Here is a 20958-nt window from a genome sequence, read left to right as displayed (position 1 = left end):
GCGAAGTTCATTGACACTAACAAAGGCAATACTGGACAAATTAACGCATGAAGTTGCAACACCTATTAGTAATTCTTGGTATCACACTAACATCAACCGCTTGCTCGAACTGGATTTATCGAATCGACGTTCCTCAAGGAAACTTCCTTGATCAAAGAGATGTGGAAAAGCTGCGCGTTGGAATGACAAAAGAACAAGTTATTTATGTACTAGGTAACCCTGTTGTTCAAGACTCATTCGACGATGATACTTGGTACTACGTTTACGATATGAAGCGCGGTATGAAAAAGCGTGGTGAAGATTTTCAAAAGCAAATGGTGATTAACTTTGTAGACAACAAAGTGACAACGGTTGAAGGTGACTTCGAGTTATCTGAAGACTTCAATACACCGCTTGATGACTAATTTTGTTTAAAAGGTAGCGTTTCTCGCTACCTTTTTTGTTTCTAATACCCTTCATAAAAACGCCTGTTTTTTAGATATATCGCTTACCTACTTGAGGTTTATATGGAACATAGTTTTTGGCACAGTAAATGGCAAAAGAACGAGATTGGATTTCACGAACCTGAAGGGAATGCACTTCTGGTAAAGTATGCGTCTTTTCTGTTTGGCGACGATAGTCCTAGCACATCTTTAAAGCGCATTTTTGTACCATTATGTGGAAAGACCCGTGATATTGGTTGGTTACTCTCCAAGGGTTGTGAAGTGGTTGGTGCTGAGCTAAGCGAAGTGGCTATTATACAGCTGTTTGAAGAGTTAGGTGTAGAGCCTACCGTTACCACTACTTCCAACGGTAAAATTTACGCTAAAGACGGTTTAACCATTTACGTAGGTGATATCTTTAAACTTACATCAAGCGACTTAGGTGACGTTACAGGCGTTTACGATAGAGCAGCCTTGGTTGCGCTGCCTAGCCCGCTTCGCGAGCAATATGCTGCGCATTTAACGGCCATTACTCAATGTGCCCCCCAGCTAATCATTTCTTTCGAGTATGACCAGAATGAAATGGCCGGCCCTCCCTTTAGCGTAAACGAAAAAACCGTTGATTCACTCTACGCTGGCGACTACGACATTAAAAGGTTAGAGCGCTCTGTGCTTGAAGGCGGTTTGAAAGGCAAAGTAGACGCTGATAATTTGGTATTTGCACTAACGGCGAAGTAGACTTTTTTTAGATTCGTTTCCAATACAAAGCGTTTAAATGGTTGCTTTATTGTTTGCGTTTTAGCGCTGATTACCAGAGACACTTAAGCTATTCATACCCACACCTGCTAATGCGACTTGCTTAAATAAATGACTAGAGGCCAAGCAGTGCCTCTATGCCAAACAATATTGCACCTATCAACCCGCCTACAATCGTGCCGTTTATGCGAACTTTTTGAAGATCGCGGCCAATATTCAACTCTACCTGCTCAGCCATTTCACGTTCATCCCAACTATTGATGGTGTCGCGAATGTGACGGGTTAGAAATTCAGCCAACTCAGGCGCCATGTATTTAGCCGCTTCCCCGATATGTTTATTGAAAGCCTTTGCTAATTCACTATCTTGCGTCAACGTGGTGCCCAAATCTTTTAGAAGACCTGACGCTTTTGTTTCTGCTTTACCATTTTGCTCTTCAAGAGACCTTAAAAGCCATTGATGAAACTTGGCCCATGATTGCTGAACATACGCGTTTAACGCTGGGTCACTAATAATTTTTTCCCGATAGCTGTTTACCTTTTTCTCCATTAACGGGCTGTGCTGTAGTTCGTAAAGAAATTCGTGTACTTGCTCATCAAATGCATGGCGAATGGGGTGATGCTCATCTTCGTATACATCTTCCAAAATACTTGAAACCGCTTTAACAGCAATGAGTGCCCCCTGCTCGCTTAGCCAACTAGACGGCAATAGCTTTTCAATACGACTGTATTCGGTTTTTAGCCAGACTACTAACGTATCTGCTATGTAGATTTGGGTTTCTGGCTCTGCAAGCAGTGAGGCCAATTTCCCTAACACCCTATCAAGCACTACCTGATGCTGGCGATCTTTCGTAACGGCGCTTAACGAGGTTGCCATCAATTGCCTAAGATCAAGTTGGTTAATGCCCTTCTGTGCGGTTTTAGCGATAAACGCTTTCACAGGTTTGTCATCGAGCACGCGAAGAACGCCTGCAAAAGCATCGCATAGAAAGCGACTTAAACGAGTAGCGTTCCTATCTTGTGACAACCACCTTCCCGCGCCCTTTGCAGGGTCACTGTCCCGAATTAGCTTTTCTATTGCTTCGGGATGAAAGAACTTTTCTTTAACGAACAATGACAGATTATTAGCAATAACAGACTTGTTACTAGCCACGATATTGGTGTGCGGAATGGGGTACTTCGCTGGAATTGGCTTAAATAATGCCGTCACTGCAAACCAGTCAGCTAGACCACCGATGAGCGCCGCCTCACTAGCCATCTTAATAAGCCCCAACCACCATGCTCCTTGCAAGTTTGGATAAAACTTAGGAAGTAAAACTGTTAAAACAAATACACTTGCGGCAAAGATCAAACAGGCCAATGCAAGCCTTTTAGCCTTATTCAATTGCGTGTACTTGTCCTGCATAAACTACTCCGTTTAAATTACTCGTTTACCATCTTGGTCTATAAGTGGTGTTCCGTCTTCTTTAGCAAAAGGGCCTTGTGGCCATACAGGCAAAATATCCAGTACAGCTTCACTTGGACGGCATAACTTCACTGTTTCTTTCGCGTTATCAGAATAGGAATTACCTTCAACTATCCCAAGAGGTAAAGAAACTGCTTTTTCGTGTTCATCTTTGGGAATGCAAACAATAGGCCTATTCACTAAGATGGGATGTTCCAGCATCAATTCAAAGATGATTTCGTTACTCACTGTTTCATCAAGTAACCCTAATTCAGCAGCAGGCGACTTTGTTGTGCGAAGCGCTTGTCGAGGGTTAAGGTTAGCTGCATTCAATAAATAAGTTAGTTGTTCACGTTCCCACCCAACACGTAAATACTCAATAACCTGCACCTCATACCCAGCGGCCTTGATCACCGCCAGTACATTCCTAGACGTGCCGCACTCTGGGTTGTGATAAATCTTTATCATCGCCACCTAACCTCACTAAAAAGTAAAAACCATATATACCAACATACTATTAAAATTCGAGGACAGACACTCGCAAAGGCTAATACCTTGCCTGTACTCGTTGGACACACACTCAAATAGCTACCTGTACTTCTTAGACACACACTTAAAATACCTGTACTCGTTGGACACACACTCAAATAGCTACCTGTACTTCTTAGACACACACTTAAAAAACGGCTTGTGGCCAAATACAATTCGAGGACGGACAATCACATAGGCTAAAACCCACCCTGTCCTCACTGGACACACACTCAAATTCCTACCTGTACTTCTTGGACATACACTCAAATTCCTACCTGTACTTCTTGGACACACACTCAAAAAAGCAGCTTGTAACCAAAAAGATGTATTCACATTGAGTGTCTGTCCATTCCTCTAAATAATTTCTTCAAGCGAGTGTCTGTCCCCTTCTGAGCTTAGGGCCATGTGGTGGAGAATGGTCAAATTCGCCATCCGGTGGCAGATGAAACTATAAAATTAGTTATTACACCATTGAGCCAGTTTCCCCCTTTAGCATATTTAACTAACCTTCTGATTTGAAATGCTTTTTAAGAGTGGCATGATACGTGATTTGTATTTTATAAATACACAAAAAAATTTGTGTTTGATATCAAAACCGTTAAAGCGTGTTATTAAGTAGTTATGAAACAATCAAGGATATAAGAATATGAAAAAGTCTATTATTGCTAGTGCAGCTATGTTGCTTTCAGCCTCTTTGCTTACTGGCTGCGTTATTCATGTTGGCGACGCTAGCGCATTAGAAGGCAGCGATTTCAGTTCTATTCTAGGCAATATTGACATAGCTGAAGGGAAACACGCTGGCGATATTTCTTCTGTTAATGGCAATGTGGAAATTAGCGATCATGGTGGCGCGGATGAAGTCAGCATCGTTAACGGCAATCTTGAAATGGGTAGCCATGTGTCTGTCCGAAATATCGACATTGTAAATGGCGATGTAAGTGCAGCTTCACACCTCAGTGTGCTTAAGAGTGTAGAGACCGTAAATGGAAATGTTACGCTTCCTACACAAAGCATGATTGGCGCTAGCGTTGAAACTGTAAACGGTGATATCACCGCTGTTGATACAACCATTGAGAAACACATCAAAACATTAAATGGTGATATTACGTTAACTGGCTCTTCTCACGTTTTAGGCGATATCGTATATAAGGAAAGTGAAAGCTCTTGGGGCAAGAAATCAGACAACAAACCTACCCTATCGATTAGTGCCTCTGTTACTGTAGATGGCAACATCATTTTACATCGACCTGTAAATTTAGATATTGAGAGCGATGAACTAAAGCAAAAAGTCGTTGTAAGCTACGGCGGTGCAAAGTAACGTAGCCGCTTTAACAACAAAGCTTAATGTTTCGGAAATACATGACTGAACAAGAAAAAATGCTCGCTGGCGATTTATATTACCCGTCAGACAAAACTTTAACGGCGTTGCGTAAGCAATGCCATATTCAATTAGACGAGCTTAATGCAACTTGTCAAAGTGACCACAAAAAGCGTACTAGATTGCTAAAACAATTGTTTGGCAGCACAGGAAAAAGACTATACATCGAGTCTTCGTTTAAATGCGATTACGGCGAAAATATCCACGTTGGCGAAAACTTTTATGCCAATTTTAATTGTGTCATTTTGGATGCGGCAAAGGTGACGATTGGTGACAACTGTATGATTGCGCCTCAAGTAGGGCTTTATACAGCCACCCACCCTATAGATCCCGCGCAAAGAGCAACAGGTATAGAGTTCGCCAAGCCTATTACTCTCGGCAATAACTGCTGGATTGGTGGGATGGCGGTAATAAACCCTGGCGTGACATTGGGTGATAATGTGGTTGTGGCTTCTGGCGCGGTGGTAACCAAATCTTTTGGAGATAACCTAGTCATAGGCGGTAACCCAGCCAAAGTAATCAAAGAGATTGAACCCGTCGCTCAAAATGTTTAACGATTTAGCCGATGCCTTTAAGAATGAAAGCTTTATAAATTAAGCTTATGTAGACGGCATTTTTTTGAACAAAGCTTTTCTGAAAAAGGCCTTTTTCAACGAACTCACCATTCCTTCTAATCACTGAGTCAATTTTATTTGCTGAAATAAGAAGTGTTAAAAGGCCGCGGATGTAACCAATAAAGCGGCCTTAAATTGATGTCGAATACAACGAAACAAGACAAGGTTAGTAAACTTACGCTAGCCTTATTCACCGTATTATATACACCCTAACAAAATGCTAGCTTTGTTAAGCCTTAATCCCAGCTGGGCGCAAAATCGGGGTTAACAATACGTTCGCCATTATCCAGGTCGTCAATAAGAATAAGCTCTTCTTCACTAAGTTTAACACCACCATAAGCTAAATTTTCCGCTAGGTGTAATTCACTGGTTGATGAAGGAATCGCGTAAATGTGACGTTTTTCCATCCACGCCAATACCACTTGCGCCGGCGTAGCATTATGGTCTTGAGCAATGTTTAAAAGCGTTCCGTCTTTCATTACTTTTCCAACAGCAAACGGCATATACGCGGTAGCTCTAATGCCTTTTTCCTTGCCAGCTTCCACAACTTTTTTGTTTTGCATGAAAGGATGAATTTCAATTTGATTGGTGTAAATTTCGCCTTCACCTAAAATTTCTTCAGCCTTGTTTAACAAATCGATAGTGAAATTAGATACCCCTATATGACGCGTAAGTCCTAGCTCTTTCGCCTTGGCAAGATTGCCTAAGTAACTCTCTAGTGAAATATCATTTCCTGGATACGGCCAATGAATGAGAAGTAAATCTACATACTCTAGCTTCAGCTTTTCTAAGCTTTCGTGAACACTGGGTATAAAGTGACCGTCGCCCAAAGATTCGTGCCACACTTTAGTGGTAACGAATAATTCGCTTCTATCTAGCCCGCTTGTTTTTATGGCATCGCCAACTTCAGCTTCGTTATCATAGATTTGTGCGGTATCGATGTGCCTAAACCCTACTTTTAGGGCTTTACTTACTGATTCACGGGCCTCATCACCTTTTAACCGAAACGTTCCCATTCCTAGTTGAGGCATGTCTTTCATAACAATCTCCTATTCCGTGTGCCTTTAACTACTTGACGTAGCTGATTCGTAATTTCCTACGCCACTGTTTGAAAAGAAGATCGAAACGCGCTTAATGATTAATAGGGTTAATTAAACAACTCTGGTTGTTATTGGACTTGTATCAAACACTGGTATAAAAAAGCCGCTAGCATTTGCTCGCGGCCTTAAGTATTCACATAGATATCGATAAATACTATTTACGTTTGCCTGGACGTCCAGCACGTTTATTCAAGCCTTGCTGCTTGCGTACTTTGTGCTTTTTAACCGAGCGACGCATACGACTTAAGCGGGCGTGATCCAGTTTACCTTGGCGCACATTGACCATCGTCTGCGTTTCATCCGGCAATTGAACATGGCTACGAAGGGCATTCACATCTTCTAGACCTAGCTCTACCCACGCCCCTTGCGGTAGGCGCTTTTGCAGTTCGATTGGACCATACTTCACGCGGATCAAACGGCTGACTTGAACGCCTTGCGATTCCCAAAGACGACGAACTTCTCGGTTACGCCCTTCTTTCAACGTCACATTGTACCAACGGTTCATGCTTTCATCTTCAGCATGCTGCGGCGTAGGCGCTCCTGAAATTGTCAGGAACTTTGCTTCGCCGTCTTCCAGCTCTACACCTTTTTGAAGGGTATGTAGCGTTTTGCCCGTTACCTCACCGAATACACGCACTGCGTACTCGCGTTCTACTTCGCACTTAGGGTGCATTAAGCGGTTGGCCAGTTCACCATCGTTGGTGAATAACAGCAGGCCACTGGTGTTCATGTCTAGACGACCAACGGTGATCCAGCGCCCTAATCGAATGGCGGGAAGGCGGTCAAATACCGTATCGCGACCTTCAGGGTCGTGACGGCTACACAATTCACCTTCGGGTTTGTTGTACATCAACACACGGCAAATTGGCTGTTCTGTCTGGCGAGATAACAAATGACCATCCACACGAATTTGCGCAGTATGATCGACTCTATCTCCTAATGTTGCTTTGGTGCCATCGACCGATACTCGGCCTTCTTCAATCCAACGTTCCATTTCTCGTCGCGAGCCTAGCCCTTGGTTAGCCAGTACTTTTTGCAACTTTTCAGTCATGGGTTTTCACTCTTTAATTGCTTGTTTACGGTCGCACGGTCTATTCAGACGGTGCCTCATTTAACACCTTAAGCGGCGAGTCTGACGCAACGCTTTCAGCCATGTTTTCGAAAACATCAGCATTGGGCAAATCGCTCAACGACGTCATCGAAAAATAGTCTAAGAAGCCTTTGGTAGTTGCATAAAGTGCTGGTCGCCCAGGTACTTCTTTGTGACCCACTACCTTTACCCAGTCTCGTTCTGTGAGTGTCTTTATAATATTACTGCTTACCGCCACGCCCCTGACCTGCTCTATTTCTCCGCGGGTTATAGGTTGACGATAGGCAATGAGTGCCAAGGTTTCGAGCATTGCTCTAGAATACTTTGGCGCATTTTCCTGCCACAATTTGCTTAACCACGGGCTTAACGCATCTAACGATTGAAAGCGATAGCCACTTGCTACTTCCACCAATTGAATGCCTCTTGGCTGATAGTCTAACTTTAGTTCGTTAATCACCTTACTCAAGGTTCTATCAGCGACGGTAAACTCATTAAGTACCGTTTCTTTTAAATGCTGCTTTGAAATAGGTTTATCAGCAACAAATATTGCTGCCTCTACCAATTGTTTAAGCTGCGCCGTGTTAATTTTCTTCATGGGCACCTAATTTTACATGAATTTTTGCATAAGGACCTGCCTGAATGCATAAAATTAGCTGTTCTTTTACTAATTCTAAAATTGCTAAGAAGCAAACCACCACGCCAGCTTTACCTTCTTCAACCGTAAATAGGCGTTCAAGCGGCGTATATTCTGTTGTTGTGAGTAACGATAAGATGAGTGACATACGCTCTCGCGTACTCAGTGCTTCCCTTGCAATGGTATGGTGTTCAAACGCTTCGGCGCGTTTCATGGCCGCACTGAACGCCAATACAATTTCGGCTAAAGACACGTCGGGCTCAATGCGAATTGGCGCCACATTCTCACTTAGTTCAACGTGAGTGGTGAAAATATCCCGTTCAAGTCTAGGCTGAATATCTAAATCTTCTGCCGCTTGCTTTACTAGCTCGTATTCTTTTAATCGGCGAATAAGCTCTGCGCGCGGGTCTTCTTCTTCGTCGGAATCGTCACTGCGTTTAGGCAATAGAAGCCTGGACTTAATTTCTGCCAATATGGCTGCCATCAGCAAGTACTCTGCCGCCAGCTCTAATTTTAGCGACATCATGGCATCCACATATTCCATATACTGCTTGGTAACATCAGCGATGGGCAGTGTAGTGATATCAAACTTTTGTTTTCTAATCAGATAAAGCAGTAAGTCGAGCGGCCCTTCGAAGGTTTCTAATATGACCTCTAGCGCATCGGGGGGAATGAAGAGATCTTCAGGCTTTTCAATTAGCGCTTCGCCATTAATAAACGCAAGTGGCAACGGCTGCTGAACAGGTGTCGAAAGCCCCTTCTCAACTGAGACCTCGTTATTGTTATTATTTTCTTCAACAAGCTCTGACACAGTTCCACAACCGTTTTTACGCGCTAACAAAGCGGCGATTATTGATATTATTATTTACGCGTTCATGCAGGAGCCTGTTGTGCGTTGCTGTACACCAACGCACAACAGGCCTTAGAAACTTAGCTTACGGTTTCCTACTATAACTTTCACCTACAACAAGCAAAAGAAACTATTTAAAATAGGCTATTTAGAACAACCTGTTCAAAAAACAGTCAAAAAAGTTACTCAAAGGGAGACGGATCGCCCGTGCCATGTCGCACAATTACTGGCGTGTCTTCCGACAAATCAACCACGGTAGTGGGCTGCTCACCAATGTAACCACCGTGAATAATAAGCCCTACTTGCTTTTCTAAGTTGTCGCGAATGACATCTGGGTCTGATTCAGCCATGGTGTTACCTGGCAAAATCAAAGACGTAGACATCAACGGCTCTCCCAGCTCTTCCAATAATGCAAGTGCAATGGCGTTATCGGGCACGCGAATTCCAATGGTTTTACGTTTAGGGTTTTGCAAACGCTTTGGTACTTCGCGGGTCGCTTTCAACACGAAGGTGTAACGCCCTGGTGTGTTGTTTTTAATTTGCCTGAACGCCGTATTGTCTACCTTCGCGTAAATTGATAGCTCAGACATGTCTCGACACATTAAGGTAAAGTTGTGATCTTTATCGATTTGACGAATACGACATAGCTGCTCAAGCGCCTTTTTATCTTCCATTTGGCAACCTATGGCGTAGCCTGAGTCTGTCGGATACACCACCACTGCACCCTCTCGAATTAACTCACAAGCCTGACTAATTAGGCGTTTTTGCGGGTTGTCGGGGTGCACATAGAAAAATTGACTCATAATTGCTTCCTTTTCTTAAACGCGCATAACGATACTACTTTGCCTACGGGATAAGTGTCTGTCCACTTATTAAGCTTGCTGGTTGGAGCTCGTTGGTAAAACTCGCTGGTTAAATTAGCTTTTGGGCTTTTTACTAACCAAATCTCGGCATTTTAATTAGCTTTAGCGCTCATTAACCGTACGCGAACCATTTGCCTTACCTTGCCCATTTATACCGAGAGCGTTGCAAATTAGATTTCCTTAGCTCTCGGCCATCTGCCCTTCAAATTGTTTCCAATTATGCCATACGGGTGTGAGCTTACTGCTAATGCCGAGGTTCTTACCAAGCTCAGTCCAACGAGACGGAAAGTGAAAATCAGAGCCCGCCGATGCTAGTAACTGATGGGTTTGTGCAAGCTCATTAATAAGCTCTTGTTTGGTTTTATTGATACCTGGAAATGCAGTTTCAATGGCATCGCCACCAGCTTGTTCGAACAAGGCCACCAAACGCCGTAGCCACTTCGCTGTCATATCATAATGAGCAGGATGAGCCAGTACTGCTTGTCCACCTGCATCGTGTATCCACTCGATAGCCGTTTCGATACTTGGCCACTCTGCTTTAACTGCAGCTCGTTTGCCTTTGCCAAGATACTTCTTAAACGCGGCGTCCATACTTGGCACACCGTAGTTGTTTACTAATACGCGCGCAAAGTGCGCCCGTGTCACCTGGCCAACGCCCGCTAGCGCTTTTGCTCGCGTTAGAACACCTTCAAACCCACACTTTTCGAGCTTATCAGCAATTTTTTCAGCTCGGGCTTCTCGGGTTTGAGACTGGCCTTGCAGCCGCTCAAGAAACGTTGGGCAGTGTCTGTCCACATTTAATCCAACTACATGGATATCGAAACTGTGCCAAGTGGTGGAAATTTCAACACCATCAATAATAGTTAATGCACGTTTTTGCTTCGATTGGGTAGCATGTGCTTCTTCTAAACCAGCGACGGTATCGTGGTCGGTAACGGCAAGCGCATCCACCTGCATGGTGTGTGCGCGAAGGATTAATTCTTCTGGCGTTAAGTGGCCATCAGAGAATTTTGTATGACTATGTAGATCTATTTTCAATGTCTTATGCAAATTTTAGGTTGACACAAACGGCAATTTGTTTTCTTCTATACACACAAAGTATACGTACTAACGGCTTCAAATCCTATTGAAGTTTGGAAAAACAACGAGTAATTCATGCATTCATACAATATTTCAACAGCAATGACAGTTGCAGCTTGGTGGTGGCACTCCCTAACTTAACGGGCGGTGTGCACTGTAGTGCGTGAATGAATACACATAAAGGCCCGTTTATACGGGCCTTTTTTTTGTCTTTTTGCAGTTGGAGAGTAGCAAAAATGAGTTTAGCGGAACTGGGGATTTCCCCAGGTAAGGTAGAGACAATTGAGCAGGTGGGACACTATGTCGATGATCCACTTGCCGCGTTTGCCCACCTTTGTGGCAATAAAAATAACGCATTGCTTTTAGAGTCGGCAGAAATTGATTCTAAAGACGATTTACAAAGCTTGTTAATGGTTGACGCAGCACTGCGCATGGAATGCCGGGGCAACCGCGTTGAAGTGAAAGCACTGACAGGCAACGGCGCTTCAGTGTTACCTTTATTTGTTGACCACGCCCCTGACGGCCTACACATCAAAGAAAGGACAGACACTTCAATCACCTTAATATGCGATGAAGCCGACGGTGAACTTGACGAAGACAGCCGCTTAAAGGCCGCAAGCGTAATGGACGCGCTTCGCATTGTTATCAATAAGATAACGCCAATTCGCCAACATCCCCACGCGGTTTTCTTAGGCGGTGTATTTGCCTACGACATGCTAGCAGGCTTTGAAAAATTACCCGATGTTGCAGAAGGTGAAAATGACTGCCCAGACTTTGTGTTTTACTTGGCAGAGACCTTAATTACCGTTGACCACCAAACCCGCGAGACACATTTAATTGGCAGTGTTTTTAGTGGACAAGACGTTGCCCAGCAATACTTTGCCATTGCTCAGCGCTTAGAAGCCATTCATCAGCAGCTACACGATATGCCCGCTGAGCCAGTGCTAGTAGGTGCAAATACAGCAAAGATTGCTGATGTAGAAAGTGAAGCACAAAACGGACAGTCACTCGTTTCCGACTCAGAAAACTCAAACGAAACTCAAAACGGACAGTCACTTTCTTCTTTTGACCCAAGCGTTGAAGTGAGTGTTGATTTAAGTGATGAACAGTTTTGCAACCATGTGCTGGACTTAAAGCAGCACATTTTAGCCGGCGACATTTTTCAGGTTGTGCCCTCGCGCACATTTTCTCTCCCCTGCCCGTCGCCACTACTTGCATACGCTAAGCTTAAAGAATCAAACCCAAGCCCTTACATGTTTTACATGCAAGATGCCGCTTTCAGCATATTTGGTGCCTCTCCTGAATCAGCGCTTAAATACGAAAGAGAAAGCAATCAGGTAGAGATTTACCCGATTGCGGGTACCCGTCCGCGCGGCAAGCGCCCTGATGGCAGTATCGACAGAGATTTAGACAGCCGTATTGAGCTTAACCTTCGCGAAGACACCAAAGAAAAGTCTGAGCACATTATGCTGGTTGACCTTGCCCGAAACGATGTGGCAAAGGTGAGTCGCCCGGGTACGCGCTACGTGAAAGACTTGCTAAAAGTTGACCGTTACTCTCACGTGATGCACTTGGTGTCGCGCGTTGTTGGCCAGCTACGAGACGACTTAGACCCACTGCACGCTTATCAAGCCTGCATGAATATGGGCACCCTAGTTGGCGCACCGAAAGTAAGCGCAGCGACGTTAATTCGCGAAGTAGAGAAAAAACGCCGCGGCAGTTATGGCGGCGCGGTTGGCTACTTGAACGGTCAAGGCGATATGGATACTTGTATAGTCATTCGCTCAGCGTTTGTGAAAAACGGCACGGCTTATATTCAAGCGGGTGCAGGCGTGGTCTATGACTCGGTTCCACAAGCTGAAGCTGATGAAACCCGCGCTAAGGCACAAGCGGTGATTGGTGCAGTAAAAGCTGCACTTCAAGAAGAAGCTAAAAGTATTGGCGTTGCGTTAAATGAAGGAGGCAACGCATGAATCAACAAGTGACCACCCTATTTTTGCTCGATAATGTAGACTCATTTACCTACAACCTTGTGGATGAACTGCGTACCTTAAACTTAGATATCAAGGTGTATCGCAACACGGTTTCAGCAAATGCTCTGTTTGAAAGAATGCAGGAACAAGCAACGAAAGGCCCAGTGCTTCTTATGTTGTCACCAGGTCCAGGCGCACCAAGTGAAGCCGGCTGTATGCCTGAGCTACTTAAAAAAGTACACGGTGTGTTCCCCGTAATTGGTATTTGTTTAGGCCATCAAGCTATTGTTGAGCATTACGGCGGTAATGTAGGCCGTGCAACTCAGGTTATGCACGGTAAGTCATCAGCAATCACCCATTCTGAAGACGCTATGTTCAAAGGCCTACAGCAGCCCTTACATGTAGCACGATACCACTCTTTAGTGGCACATTCATTGCCTGAAAACCTTACTGTTTGCGCATCTACAATAAACGATGACGGCAGTGAGGCCGTAATGGCAGTTTACAATAGCGAAGATCGCATGTTGGGTTTTCAGTTTCACCCAGAATCTATTTTAACAGCCCACGGCAGTTTGCTGTTAAAGCAAAGTATTGACTATTTAACGTTACAGGGAGCGAACCATGCTTAATGCAGGCCCTCTACTAGAACAAATTATGTTGCGAGAATCACTGTCGCAAACCGAGGCATACAGCTTGTTTAACAGCATCATGCACGGTGAGCAAAGCGAGGTGATGATTGCTTCAGTGCTGACTGCGCTAAAAATGAAAAAAGAATCACCTGGCGAGATTGCGGGTGCAGCGAGTGCCATGGTTGCCAACGCACTGCCCTTCCCCACACCGTCTTATGAGTTTGCAGATATCGTTGGTACAGGCGGAGATGGCCACAACACCATTAATATTTCCAGTGCAGCCGGTGTAGTTGCCGCATCTTGTGGCGTGAAGGTGGCGAAACACGGTAATCGCAGTGTATCGAGTAAGTCTGGCTCTGCTGATTTGTTTCGCCAGTTTGGTCTTAATTTAGAAATAAGCCCAGAAACTTCCCGCAAGTGCTTAGATGAAGCAAATTTCACATTTCTTTTTGCACCGGTTTATCACGCCGGTATGCGCCACGCAGCCCCCGTGCGCGCTGCGATGAAGACCAGGACCTTGTTTAATATACTGGGGCCGCTGGCAAACCCGGCGGGTCCAACTCACGGCGTTTTCGGCGTATACTCGCCTGAACTGCTTGAACCTTACGCAAAAACCCTTATGCTGCTTGGCCAACACCGCGCAATGATAGTGCATGGCGATGGCTTGGATGAACTAGCGCTTCACGGCGAATCAATTATTTACGACCTTGAGCATGGCGATATTCGCAAGCTTACCGTTACCGCCGAAGACTTCGGTTTACCTCATTATCCTCTTTCTGCGATTGAAGGCGGTGAACCTGAAGAAAACAGACAATTTGTTGAAGCAGCGCTAAACGGCGAAGGTAAAGAGGCGCACCGTGCCGCTATCGCTATGAACTGCGGGGCACTGTTGAAAGTAACCGGCAAAGCCTCAACCTTCAAAGAAGGGGCTGAAATTGCGATGAACGCTATGGCCGAAGGGTTACCCATGCAGTTATTAACGAAGGTTGCCAAAATTACTCAGGAGGTAAGCACGAATGGCTAATGTGCTTGAGAAAATTGTTGCAGACAAACGAGAAGAAGTGGCCGCACGCAAAGAAGCACTGCCGCTAGAAAGCTTCAAGGCGAATCTAGTTCCTTCCGAAAAGAGTTTATTTGCCGCACTTAGTGAGCCAAACGCAGGCTTTATCTTCGAATGCAAAAAAGCATCGCCTTCAAAAGGCCTTATTCGAGAGAATTTCGATTTAGACGAGATCTTAGCAGCTTACACGCCTTATGCTGCCGGTATTTCTGTGCTGACAGACGAGAAGTACTTCCAAGGTAAATTTGAGTACTTAGCTTATGTCACTGAGCGTGTTGCTCAGCCTGTGCTTAACAAAGATTTCTTAGTTGATACCTATCAAGTGTATTTAGCCCGTCACTACAATGCTGACGCAGTGCTATTAATGCTTAGTGTGCTAAATGATGGCGAATATCGCGAGTTGGCAAGCGTTGCCAATGCTCTGTCATTAGACATTCTTACCGAAGTAAGTAATGAAGAAGAAATGGAGCGCGCTATTGCCCTTGAAGCCAACATCATTGGTATCAATAATCGCAACTTACGCGACCTTTCTACCGATTTAGCCACCACAGAACGCCTTGTGCCCATGCTTGAAAAAGCCACGCACGACTACGTGGTTATTTCAGAGTCGGGCATTTACACACACCAAGATGTGCTTCGTTTAGCGCCTGTATCCCAAGGCTTTTTGGTGGGCAGTGCGTTAATGGCCGAGGCTGACCTTCCGCGCGCAGTGAAAACGTTAGTGAATGGCGCAGTTAAAGTGTGCGGACTTACCAACCCCGAACAAGCGCAAATGGCGTTTGATAAAGGCGCAAGCTTTTGCGGGCTTATCTTCGCCGAAAAATCGCCTCGCTGTGTGAGCGAAGCACAGGCTTTGACCATAACGCAAGGCGTTGACGGTGCATTTGTAGGCGTGTTTGTTAATCACGACATTGATGAAGTGGCTTCACTCGCCGCCTCGCTTAACCTTTTTGCCGTACAGCTACACGGTAGCGAAGATGACGCTTACATTTCAGCGCTTGCTGCCAAGCTTCCAGAAGGTTGTGAAATTTGGAAAGTCGAAGGTGTAAAAGCAACCTCTTCTGACGCACTACCAGACGCAGTGGACAGACACTTAAAAAATAGCCTTGTAAGCCGTGTTCTTCTGGATTGCCAAGTAGGCGATGCAAAAGGCGGTACAGGCGAAGCCTTCAATTGGCAGTTATTAAATGATATCGAAGCGAAGCATAAGTTAGTGCTTGCTGGCGGTATTAACGCCCAGAATGTTGCAGAAGCTATTGCAACCGGCTGTGGTGCTATTGATGTAAATTCAGGTGTAGAAACCGCACCCGGCGTGAAAAGTGAAGAAAAACTCGATGCGCTTTTTGCCATTTGCCGCCGTTACTAATTTAAATACAGGACAACGTAATGAACCAGTTAGATACAAAATTTGGCGAATTTGGTGGCATGTACGTGCCCGAGCTACTTATTCCAGCACTAGACCAACTGGAAAAAGCATTTTTAGATGCCAAGGACGACCCAACATTTAACGAAGAGTTTTTATCTCTGTTAAAAGATTATGCCGGTCGCCCCACATCAATGACGTTAACTCGCAATCTAGTAAGTAACCCGAAGGTAAAATTATACCTAAAGCGTGAAGACTTGCTTCACGGTGGCGCACACAAAACTAACCAGGTGTTGGGCCAAGCGCTACTTACCAAGCGCATGGGTAAAAAAGAAGTTATCGCCGAAACTGGAGCAGGCCAACACGGTGTTGCCACCGCGTTAGCATGTGCACTATTGGGGCTAAAAGCACGTATTTATATGGGTGCGAAAGACGTTGAACGTCAAGCGCCTAACGTGTTCCGTATGAAGCTTATGGGCGCAGAGGTTATTCCTGTAAACGCAGGCTCAGGTACCCTTAAAGACGCCGTAAACGAAGCCATGCGCGACTGGTCAGCGAACTATGATAAAGCGCACTATTTGTTAGGCACAGCCGCGGGCCCACACCCGTTCCCTACTATTGTTCGTGAATATCACCGTATGATTGGTGAAGAAACTCGTGCACAAATTATGGAAAAAGAAGGTCGCTTACCTGACGCCGTAGTGGCATGTGTGGGCGGAGGCTCAAATGCTATCGGTATGTTTGCAGACTTTATCGATGAGCCATCTGTACGCTTAGTGGGCGTTGAGCCTGCGGGTAAAGGTGTGCACACCAAAGAGCACGGCGCCACTATCGTGACGGGTACAAAAGGTATTCTTCACGGCGCGTACACCTTCATCATGCAAGACAAAGAAGGCCAGATTGAAGAAAGCTACTCAGTATCTGCTGGTCTCGACTACCCTGCTGTTGGCCCTCAGCATGCTTATCTTCACGACATTGGCCGAGCGGAATACGTTGCCGCTACCGACGAAGAAGCGCTGAATGCATTCCAATTGCTTGCAAGAAAAGAAGGTATTATTCCAGCCCTTGAATCGTCGCATGCTTTAGCGCACGCACTTAATATGGCTGATGAAGCGGAAGAAGAAACCATCATCGTAGTTAACTTATCAGGTCGTGGCGACAAAGATTTAGCGCACGTTATCAATATTTTAGGGGACGATTTATAATGGATAGATATGCACAAATGTTTGCGGGCCTTAATGAGAAAAACCAGGGCGCATTCGTACCGTTCGTTATGGTTGGCGACCCTGATTTAGCGCAATCTGAAGCCATTATTTGTAAGTTAATTGAAAGCGGTGCTGACGCACTTGAGTTAGGTATACCTTACTCTGACCCCATTGCTGATGGCCCTACTATCCAAGCTTCAGCCATTCGCGCTTTAGGTAATAAGGTGACGGTAGCCGATTGCTTGGGTGTTATTGCACGTGTTCGCGCAAAATATCCTAATGTGCCTATCGGCTTGCTACTTTATAGCAACTTGGTAATGGCCCAGGGTATCGAGAACTTTTACAACAAGGCGCAGGATGCAGGCGTTGACTCAATTTTGGTTGCCGACGTTCCTATTCGCGAAGCGGCACCTTTTCAAAAAGTAGCCGAAGCCACTGGCATTTCACAAATTCTGATTGCGCCACCTAATGCAACCGATGAAACCATGGAAAAAATTGGGGAATACTCGAAAGGTTACACGTATTTGCTGGGTCGTGCGGGCGTTACTGGCGCAGAAACGGCGGCAAATGTTCCTGCTTCAGAGCTTATTGAGCGCTTGAATAAACATAAAGCAGCACCAGCATTGTTAGGCTTTGGTATTTCTACACCGGAACAGGTTAAATCTGCTATTGACGCTGGAGCCGCTGGCGCAATTTCAGGCTCGGCGACAGTGAATATTATCGCAGCCAATTTATCGGACAGTCACAAAATGCTAAGCGAGCTCGGCAGCTTTGTTGAGAGCATGAAAGCAGCTACGGCAAAAGGATAAACGTATGCTATATATGATTTGTGCAACCGATGTAGTGGACAGTCTAGAAAAACGCCTTGCTGCACGCCCTGCTCACCTTGAACGTTTAAATGCGTTAAAAGATGCAGGCCGTTTAGTCATCGCAGGCCCCTTCCCTGCTGTTGATAGCCCAGATCCTGGCCCAGCCGGCTTCACTGGTTCGCTAGTAGTAGCAGAGTTTGATTCACTAGAAGCTGCTCAAGCATGGGCAGACGCTGACCCGTACATCGAAGCAGGTGTTTATGAAAATGTTGTGGTTAAACCTTACAAAAAGGTTCTGCCTTAGTTTTTAGCTAAACGCTATGTAGTAAACAGCGATAAATAACGAAGCCCCTTAAGACCGAATAGCTCCGGTTTTAAGGGGCTTTTTTTGCTTTAACAGTAATAAAGCTAGCTCTTGAAGCTAACTTTGGACAGACACTCATTTGCTAGTCTACTGACTGATGTGAAGCCAATTATGAAGCCAATTATGGACAGACACTTATTTACTAAATAGTCCCTGGTGGACAGACACTCTAATTACAAACCTGCTACTTATGCACATTCATAATTAGAGTGTCTGTCCACTATATATCAGACGCTAAACCCTCTTTTGTAAATGCTATTTACTTAAGGCTTATATACAGTTTTTAATCCTCAAGGTAGACTAAACTCAATTCAGAATGGGTTCAGTTAACCAAGTTATACTTATCTTTAGTTTCGCCTTAGTGGGATAATAATTGTGAGGTTGTATGGCATCATCGCTTCGTGTTGCAGTAGTTTGTTTAGTGTTAGCCACGTCTAGCATAGCGCCGGCTTGGGCGTTGCAAGGCTCTGGGAGCGATATATCAAAAAGCGAAGCTGCAGAGCGAGCACGCACTGCCGCAAATGGACGCGTTTTAAAAGTTGAAAAAACCTCAAAAAATTACCGTGTTAAAGTCCTCAAAAAGTCTGGACGAGTAGTATCGGTAGATGTAGACAAACGTTCCGGCAAGGTAAAAACAAGCAAAGATAAGGACTAACATGCGCATTTTGGTAGCGGAAGACGACAGCAGATTATTAACTCAACTTGATGCACTGCTTCAACAAAACGGTTACAGCGTAGATTTAGCTGATAACGGCGAACACGCGCTTTTTCTTATTAAAGAATATAGCTATGACTTGGCTATCGTCGACATTGGTATGCCAAAACTTGACGGCTTTGAGGTTATAAGAAAAGCTCGCCAAGCTGACATTGCATGTCCCATACTCATTCTAACAGCGAGAGATCGTTGGCAAGAAAAAGTAGAAGGGCTTGATGCAGGTGCTGATGACTACCTCACTAAGCCTTTTCACAACGAAGAACTACTTGCTCGGACAAAAGCCCTCATTCGACGAGCTTCAGGTCAAGCAAACCCTACCATTCAGTTCGGTCCTATTTCGCTAGATACAGTAAGCGAAGAACTATCGTTAAACGGTGAGGCCCTAGACTTAACCGCGTATGAATACAAAGTTATGGAGTACCTTATGCTTAATCCGCAAAAGGTCATCTCCAAAACAGAGTTAACCGAACATATTTACGACCAAGATTTTGATTTAGACAGCAATGTCATTGAAGTTTTTGTAGGAAGACTGCGCAAAAAATTAGACCCATCAGGTGAATTGAAGCCGATCGAAACACTTCGGGGTAGAGGTTACAGGATAAATAGAAGTCTATGAGGCAGTTGTCGCTTCGTTTGCGAAGTATTTTTCTAGCGATAGTTCTACTTGCATTTTTTGCACCTTTCACTGTTGTCATTTTGGACGAGGCTTATACCGATAGCCTTACACAAGCTAAGATGAGCGAACTTAGGTTGATGAACTTAGGGCTGTTATCTGCTTTTGAGTTAGACGGCGACATGCCTTACATGCCTGAAATTTTATACGAAGAACAGCTTAATCTGCCTGGCTCTGGTTATCTTGGCGTTATCGTATTTCGAGATGAAGTGATTTGGCAATCAGCTTCCGCCCTTGAGTATACCTTTTCTCCTCCCGCAATAAACGTCGCCGTAGGCAACGAGTTGTTCTTGGAGTCCTATACACCCGCATTTGAGGAAGAGTCCCAATTTTTTGTATATGCCTTTACTGCTGAGTTTGCATCAAGCAGAGATTTTGAGCCGGTAAGGTTTTATATATTTAATAACAAAGCACTGTTTGAAGCTGAGCGGAATACTTTCTTGAGCACGACGTGGCAATGGATAGTCACCCTCTGTATTGCGCTTTTAGTTTTTATTATCATAGGCATAAGCTTAGTTCTTCTACCTGTTAGAAAGCTAATTGACGAAATTTCACAAACGTCTAGCGGTAACAAGCGCGAGTTAGAATCGCGATACCCAGTCGAATTCGATTCTTTAAAAGAGTCTATTAACGGATTGCTTCAAACTGAAGCGGCACAAAGAGCAAGATACAAAAACAGCTTAGGTGACCTAGCACATAGCTTGAAAACACCACTTGCAGTAGCTTCGGGGAACAGTAATTTGCCAACCGAAGTAAAGGAGTCGCTTCAACAAATTGACAAAATTATTAAACGCCAACTGAAAAGAGCGAGTGCAGGAAAATCTGGTTGGCAACAAGCTATTGATGTTTTGCCAGTATTGCACAAACTTGCCGATGCTATGGACAAAGTTTATCAAGACAAAGCCCTAACCATTGAATTTGATATGGATGACAATATCCAGTTCAAAGGGGACGAAACAGATTTGATGGAGCTTTGCGGTAATCTGTTAGATAACGCATGCAAAGCGGCTCAAGATAGAATAGTTATATCTGCAGAAACAAGTGAGGGTTGGCTTACAATCAATGTTGAAGACGACGGGCCAGGTATTCCTGACGACAAAAAAGTACTTTTACTAGAGCGAGGAACTCGTCTTGACACCTACACTGAAGGCCACGGAATTGGAATGGCCTTGGCCACAGACCTAGTTTCTATCTACGAAGGTAGAATGCTTATCAAAGACAGCGCGCTTGGCGGCGCTCGTATCGTTATTCAGTTTCCAAATCACGATTAATAGTATAAAGGCCCACAGGCTAACTCGTAAATCAGTGAGCCTTTAATGACTAAAAGCGAGCCTAAAAGTGGACACACACTTTATTTTTCTCAAAGAGCCTGATATCGGGCAGACACTTTTTAAATTTATCGTTTAGC

The 20958-nt window shown here is 44.6% G+C and carries 22 protein-coding genes; 14 read left to right on the top strand and 8 right to left on the bottom strand.

What is annotated here, in order from left to right; all coding sequences use genetic code 11:
• The first annotated feature begins 47 nt into the window (after positions 1–47).
• Complete coding sequence (locus tag ACXAER_RS15460) at positions 48–404, top strand: outer membrane protein assembly factor BamE (RefSeq protein ID WP_474830803.1); 357 nt, start codon at positions 48–50, stop codon at positions 402–404.
• A gap of 102 nt (positions 405–506) precedes the next feature.
• On the top strand, positions 507–1160 hold the full coding sequence (gene tmpT / locus ACXAER_RS15455; RefSeq protein WP_474830801.1) for a thiopurine S-methyltransferase: 654 nt from the start codon (positions 507–509) through the stop codon (positions 1158–1160).
• Between the two features lie 133 nt (positions 1161–1293).
• Here the strand turns inward: tmpT and ACXAER_RS15450 are convergent, their stop codons facing one another.
• Together ACXAER_RS15450 and ACXAER_RS15445 are read right to left on the bottom strand one after the other, a co-directional pair.
• Complete coding sequence (locus ACXAER_RS15450; protein WP_474830799.1) at positions 1294–2580, bottom strand: DUF445 domain-containing protein; 1287 nt, start codon at positions 2578–2580, stop codon at positions 1294–1296.
• A gap of 12 nt (positions 2581–2592) precedes the next feature.
• Positions 2593–3087 carry an arsenate reductase family protein gene (locus tag ACXAER_RS15445; protein WP_474830797.1) on the bottom strand — a complete coding sequence of 165 codons (495 nt, stop codon included), beginning with the start codon at positions 3085–3087 and terminating at the stop codon, positions 2593–2595.
• A gap of 709 nt (positions 3088–3796) precedes the next feature.
• Between ACXAER_RS15445 and ACXAER_RS15440 the strand changes: the two genes are divergently transcribed.
• Entirely contained in the window at positions 3797–4468 is a 672-nt protein-coding gene (locus ACXAER_RS15440) for a DUF4097 family beta strand repeat-containing protein (RefSeq protein ID WP_474830795.1), read from the top strand.
• A 41-nt stretch (positions 4469–4509) separates the two neighbouring features.
• Positions 4510–5082, top strand: a complete 573-nt coding sequence (locus ACXAER_RS15435) for a sugar O-acetyltransferase (protein ID WP_474830793.1) — start codon at positions 4510–4512, stop codon at positions 5080–5082.
• 296 nt (positions 5083–5378) lie between these two features.
• Here the strand turns inward: ACXAER_RS15435 and dkgB are convergent, their stop codons facing one another.
• The 6 genes from dkgB to ACXAER_RS15405 form a co-directional block, all read right to left on the bottom strand.
• Positions 5379–6182, bottom strand: coding sequence for a 2,5-didehydrogluconate reductase DkgB (gene dkgB, locus ACXAER_RS15430; RefSeq protein ID WP_474830791.1), 804 nt, complete (start codon positions 6180–6182; stop codon positions 5379–5381).
• 214 nt (positions 6183–6396) lie between these two features.
• Positions 6397–7293 carry a 23S rRNA pseudouridine(2605) synthase RluB gene (gene rluB / locus ACXAER_RS15425; RefSeq protein WP_136781075.1) on the bottom strand — a complete coding sequence of 299 codons (897 nt, stop codon included), beginning with the start codon at positions 7291–7293 and terminating at the stop codon, positions 6397–6399.
• Positions 7294–7333: 40 nt separating this feature from the next.
• Positions 7334–7927 (bottom strand): SMC-Scp complex subunit ScpB, encoded by a 594-nt coding sequence (gene scpB / locus ACXAER_RS15420; RefSeq protein ID WP_474807721.1) that lies wholly within the window; start codon positions 7925–7927, stop codon positions 7334–7336.
• The gene (locus ACXAER_RS15415; RefSeq protein WP_474830789.1) at positions 7914–8777 is read right to left on the bottom strand and encodes a segregation and condensation protein A; all 864 of its coding nucleotides are present in this window, start codon (positions 8775–8777) and stop codon (positions 7914–7916) included. The genes scpB and ACXAER_RS15415 overlap by 14 nt, the downstream gene beginning before the upstream one ends.
• A 221-nt stretch (positions 8778–8998) precedes the next feature.
• Positions 8999–9619, bottom strand: coding sequence for an L-threonylcarbamoyladenylate synthase (locus ACXAER_RS15410; RefSeq protein ID WP_014948946.1), 621 nt, complete (start codon positions 9617–9619; stop codon positions 8999–9001).
• Between the two features lie 240 nt (positions 9620–9859).
• Positions 9860–10717, bottom strand: coding sequence for a PHP domain-containing protein (locus ACXAER_RS15405; protein WP_039216287.1), 858 nt, complete (start codon positions 10715–10717; stop codon positions 9860–9862).
• 278 nt (positions 10718–10995) lie between these two features.
• On the opposite strand from ACXAER_RS15405, the gene ACXAER_RS15400 reads away from it, so the two are divergent.
• The 10 genes from ACXAER_RS15400 to ACXAER_RS15355 all read left to right on the top strand — a co-directional run bounded on the left by ACXAER_RS15400 (position 10996) and on the right by ACXAER_RS15355 (position 20821).
• Entirely contained in the window at positions 10996–12732 is a 1737-nt protein-coding gene (locus tag ACXAER_RS15400; RefSeq protein ID WP_474830787.1) for an anthranilate synthase component 1, read from the top strand.
• On the top strand, positions 12729–13361 hold the full coding sequence (locus ACXAER_RS15395) for an aminodeoxychorismate/anthranilate synthase component II (RefSeq protein ID WP_474830785.1): 633 nt from the start codon (positions 12729–12731) through the stop codon (positions 13359–13361). Before ACXAER_RS15400 ends, ACXAER_RS15395 begins: the two co-directional genes overlap by 4 nt.
• Positions 13354–14385 carry an anthranilate phosphoribosyltransferase gene (gene trpD / locus ACXAER_RS15390; protein ID WP_474830783.1) on the top strand — a complete coding sequence of 344 codons (1032 nt, stop codon included), beginning with the start codon at positions 13354–13356 and terminating at the stop codon, positions 14383–14385. The genes ACXAER_RS15395 and trpD overlap by 8 nt, the downstream gene beginning before the upstream one ends.
• Positions 14378–15787, top strand: a complete 1410-nt coding sequence (trpCF, locus tag ACXAER_RS15385; RefSeq protein WP_474830781.1) for a bifunctional indole-3-glycerol-phosphate synthase TrpC/phosphoribosylanthranilate isomerase TrpF — start codon at positions 14378–14380, stop codon at positions 15785–15787. The genes trpD and trpCF overlap by 8 nt, the downstream gene beginning before the upstream one ends.
• 20 nt (positions 15788–15807) lie before the next feature.
• Positions 15808–16989 (top strand): tryptophan synthase subunit beta, encoded by a 1182-nt coding sequence (trpB, locus tag ACXAER_RS15380; protein WP_014976090.1) that lies wholly within the window; start codon positions 15808–15810, stop codon positions 16987–16989.
• Positions 16989–17798, top strand: coding sequence for a tryptophan synthase subunit alpha (gene trpA, locus ACXAER_RS15375; RefSeq protein ID WP_474830779.1), 810 nt, complete (start codon positions 16989–16991; stop codon positions 17796–17798). Before trpB ends, trpA begins: the two co-directional genes overlap by 1 nt.
• A gap of 4 nt (positions 17799–17802) precedes the next feature.
• Positions 17803–18102: a YciI family protein gene (locus ACXAER_RS15370; RefSeq protein ID WP_474830777.1), complete on the top strand. Its 300-nt coding sequence runs from the start codon at positions 17803–17805 to the stop codon at positions 18100–18102.
• 445 nt (positions 18103–18547) lie between these two features.
• Positions 18548–18817 carry a PepSY domain-containing protein gene (locus ACXAER_RS15365; RefSeq protein WP_474830775.1) on the top strand — a complete coding sequence of 90 codons (270 nt, stop codon included), beginning with the start codon at positions 18548–18550 and terminating at the stop codon, positions 18815–18817.
• A gap of 1 nt (position 18818) precedes the next feature.
• Entirely contained in the window at positions 18819–19493 is a 675-nt protein-coding gene (locus tag ACXAER_RS15360; RefSeq protein ID WP_118489726.1) for a response regulator transcription factor, read from the top strand.
• Positions 19490–20821 (top strand): ATP-binding protein, encoded by a 1332-nt coding sequence (locus ACXAER_RS15355; protein ID WP_474830772.1) that lies wholly within the window; start codon positions 19490–19492, stop codon positions 20819–20821. The genes ACXAER_RS15360 and ACXAER_RS15355 overlap by 4 nt, the downstream gene beginning before the upstream one ends.
• Positions 20822–20958 lie beyond the last annotated feature (137 nt).

The sequence above is a fragment of the Alteromonas sp. AWJ4_199 genome, from assembly GCF_056159165.1.
The sequence above is the reverse complement of the archived record's forward strand: the minus strand, read 5'-3'. Positions and strand labels throughout refer to the sequence as shown.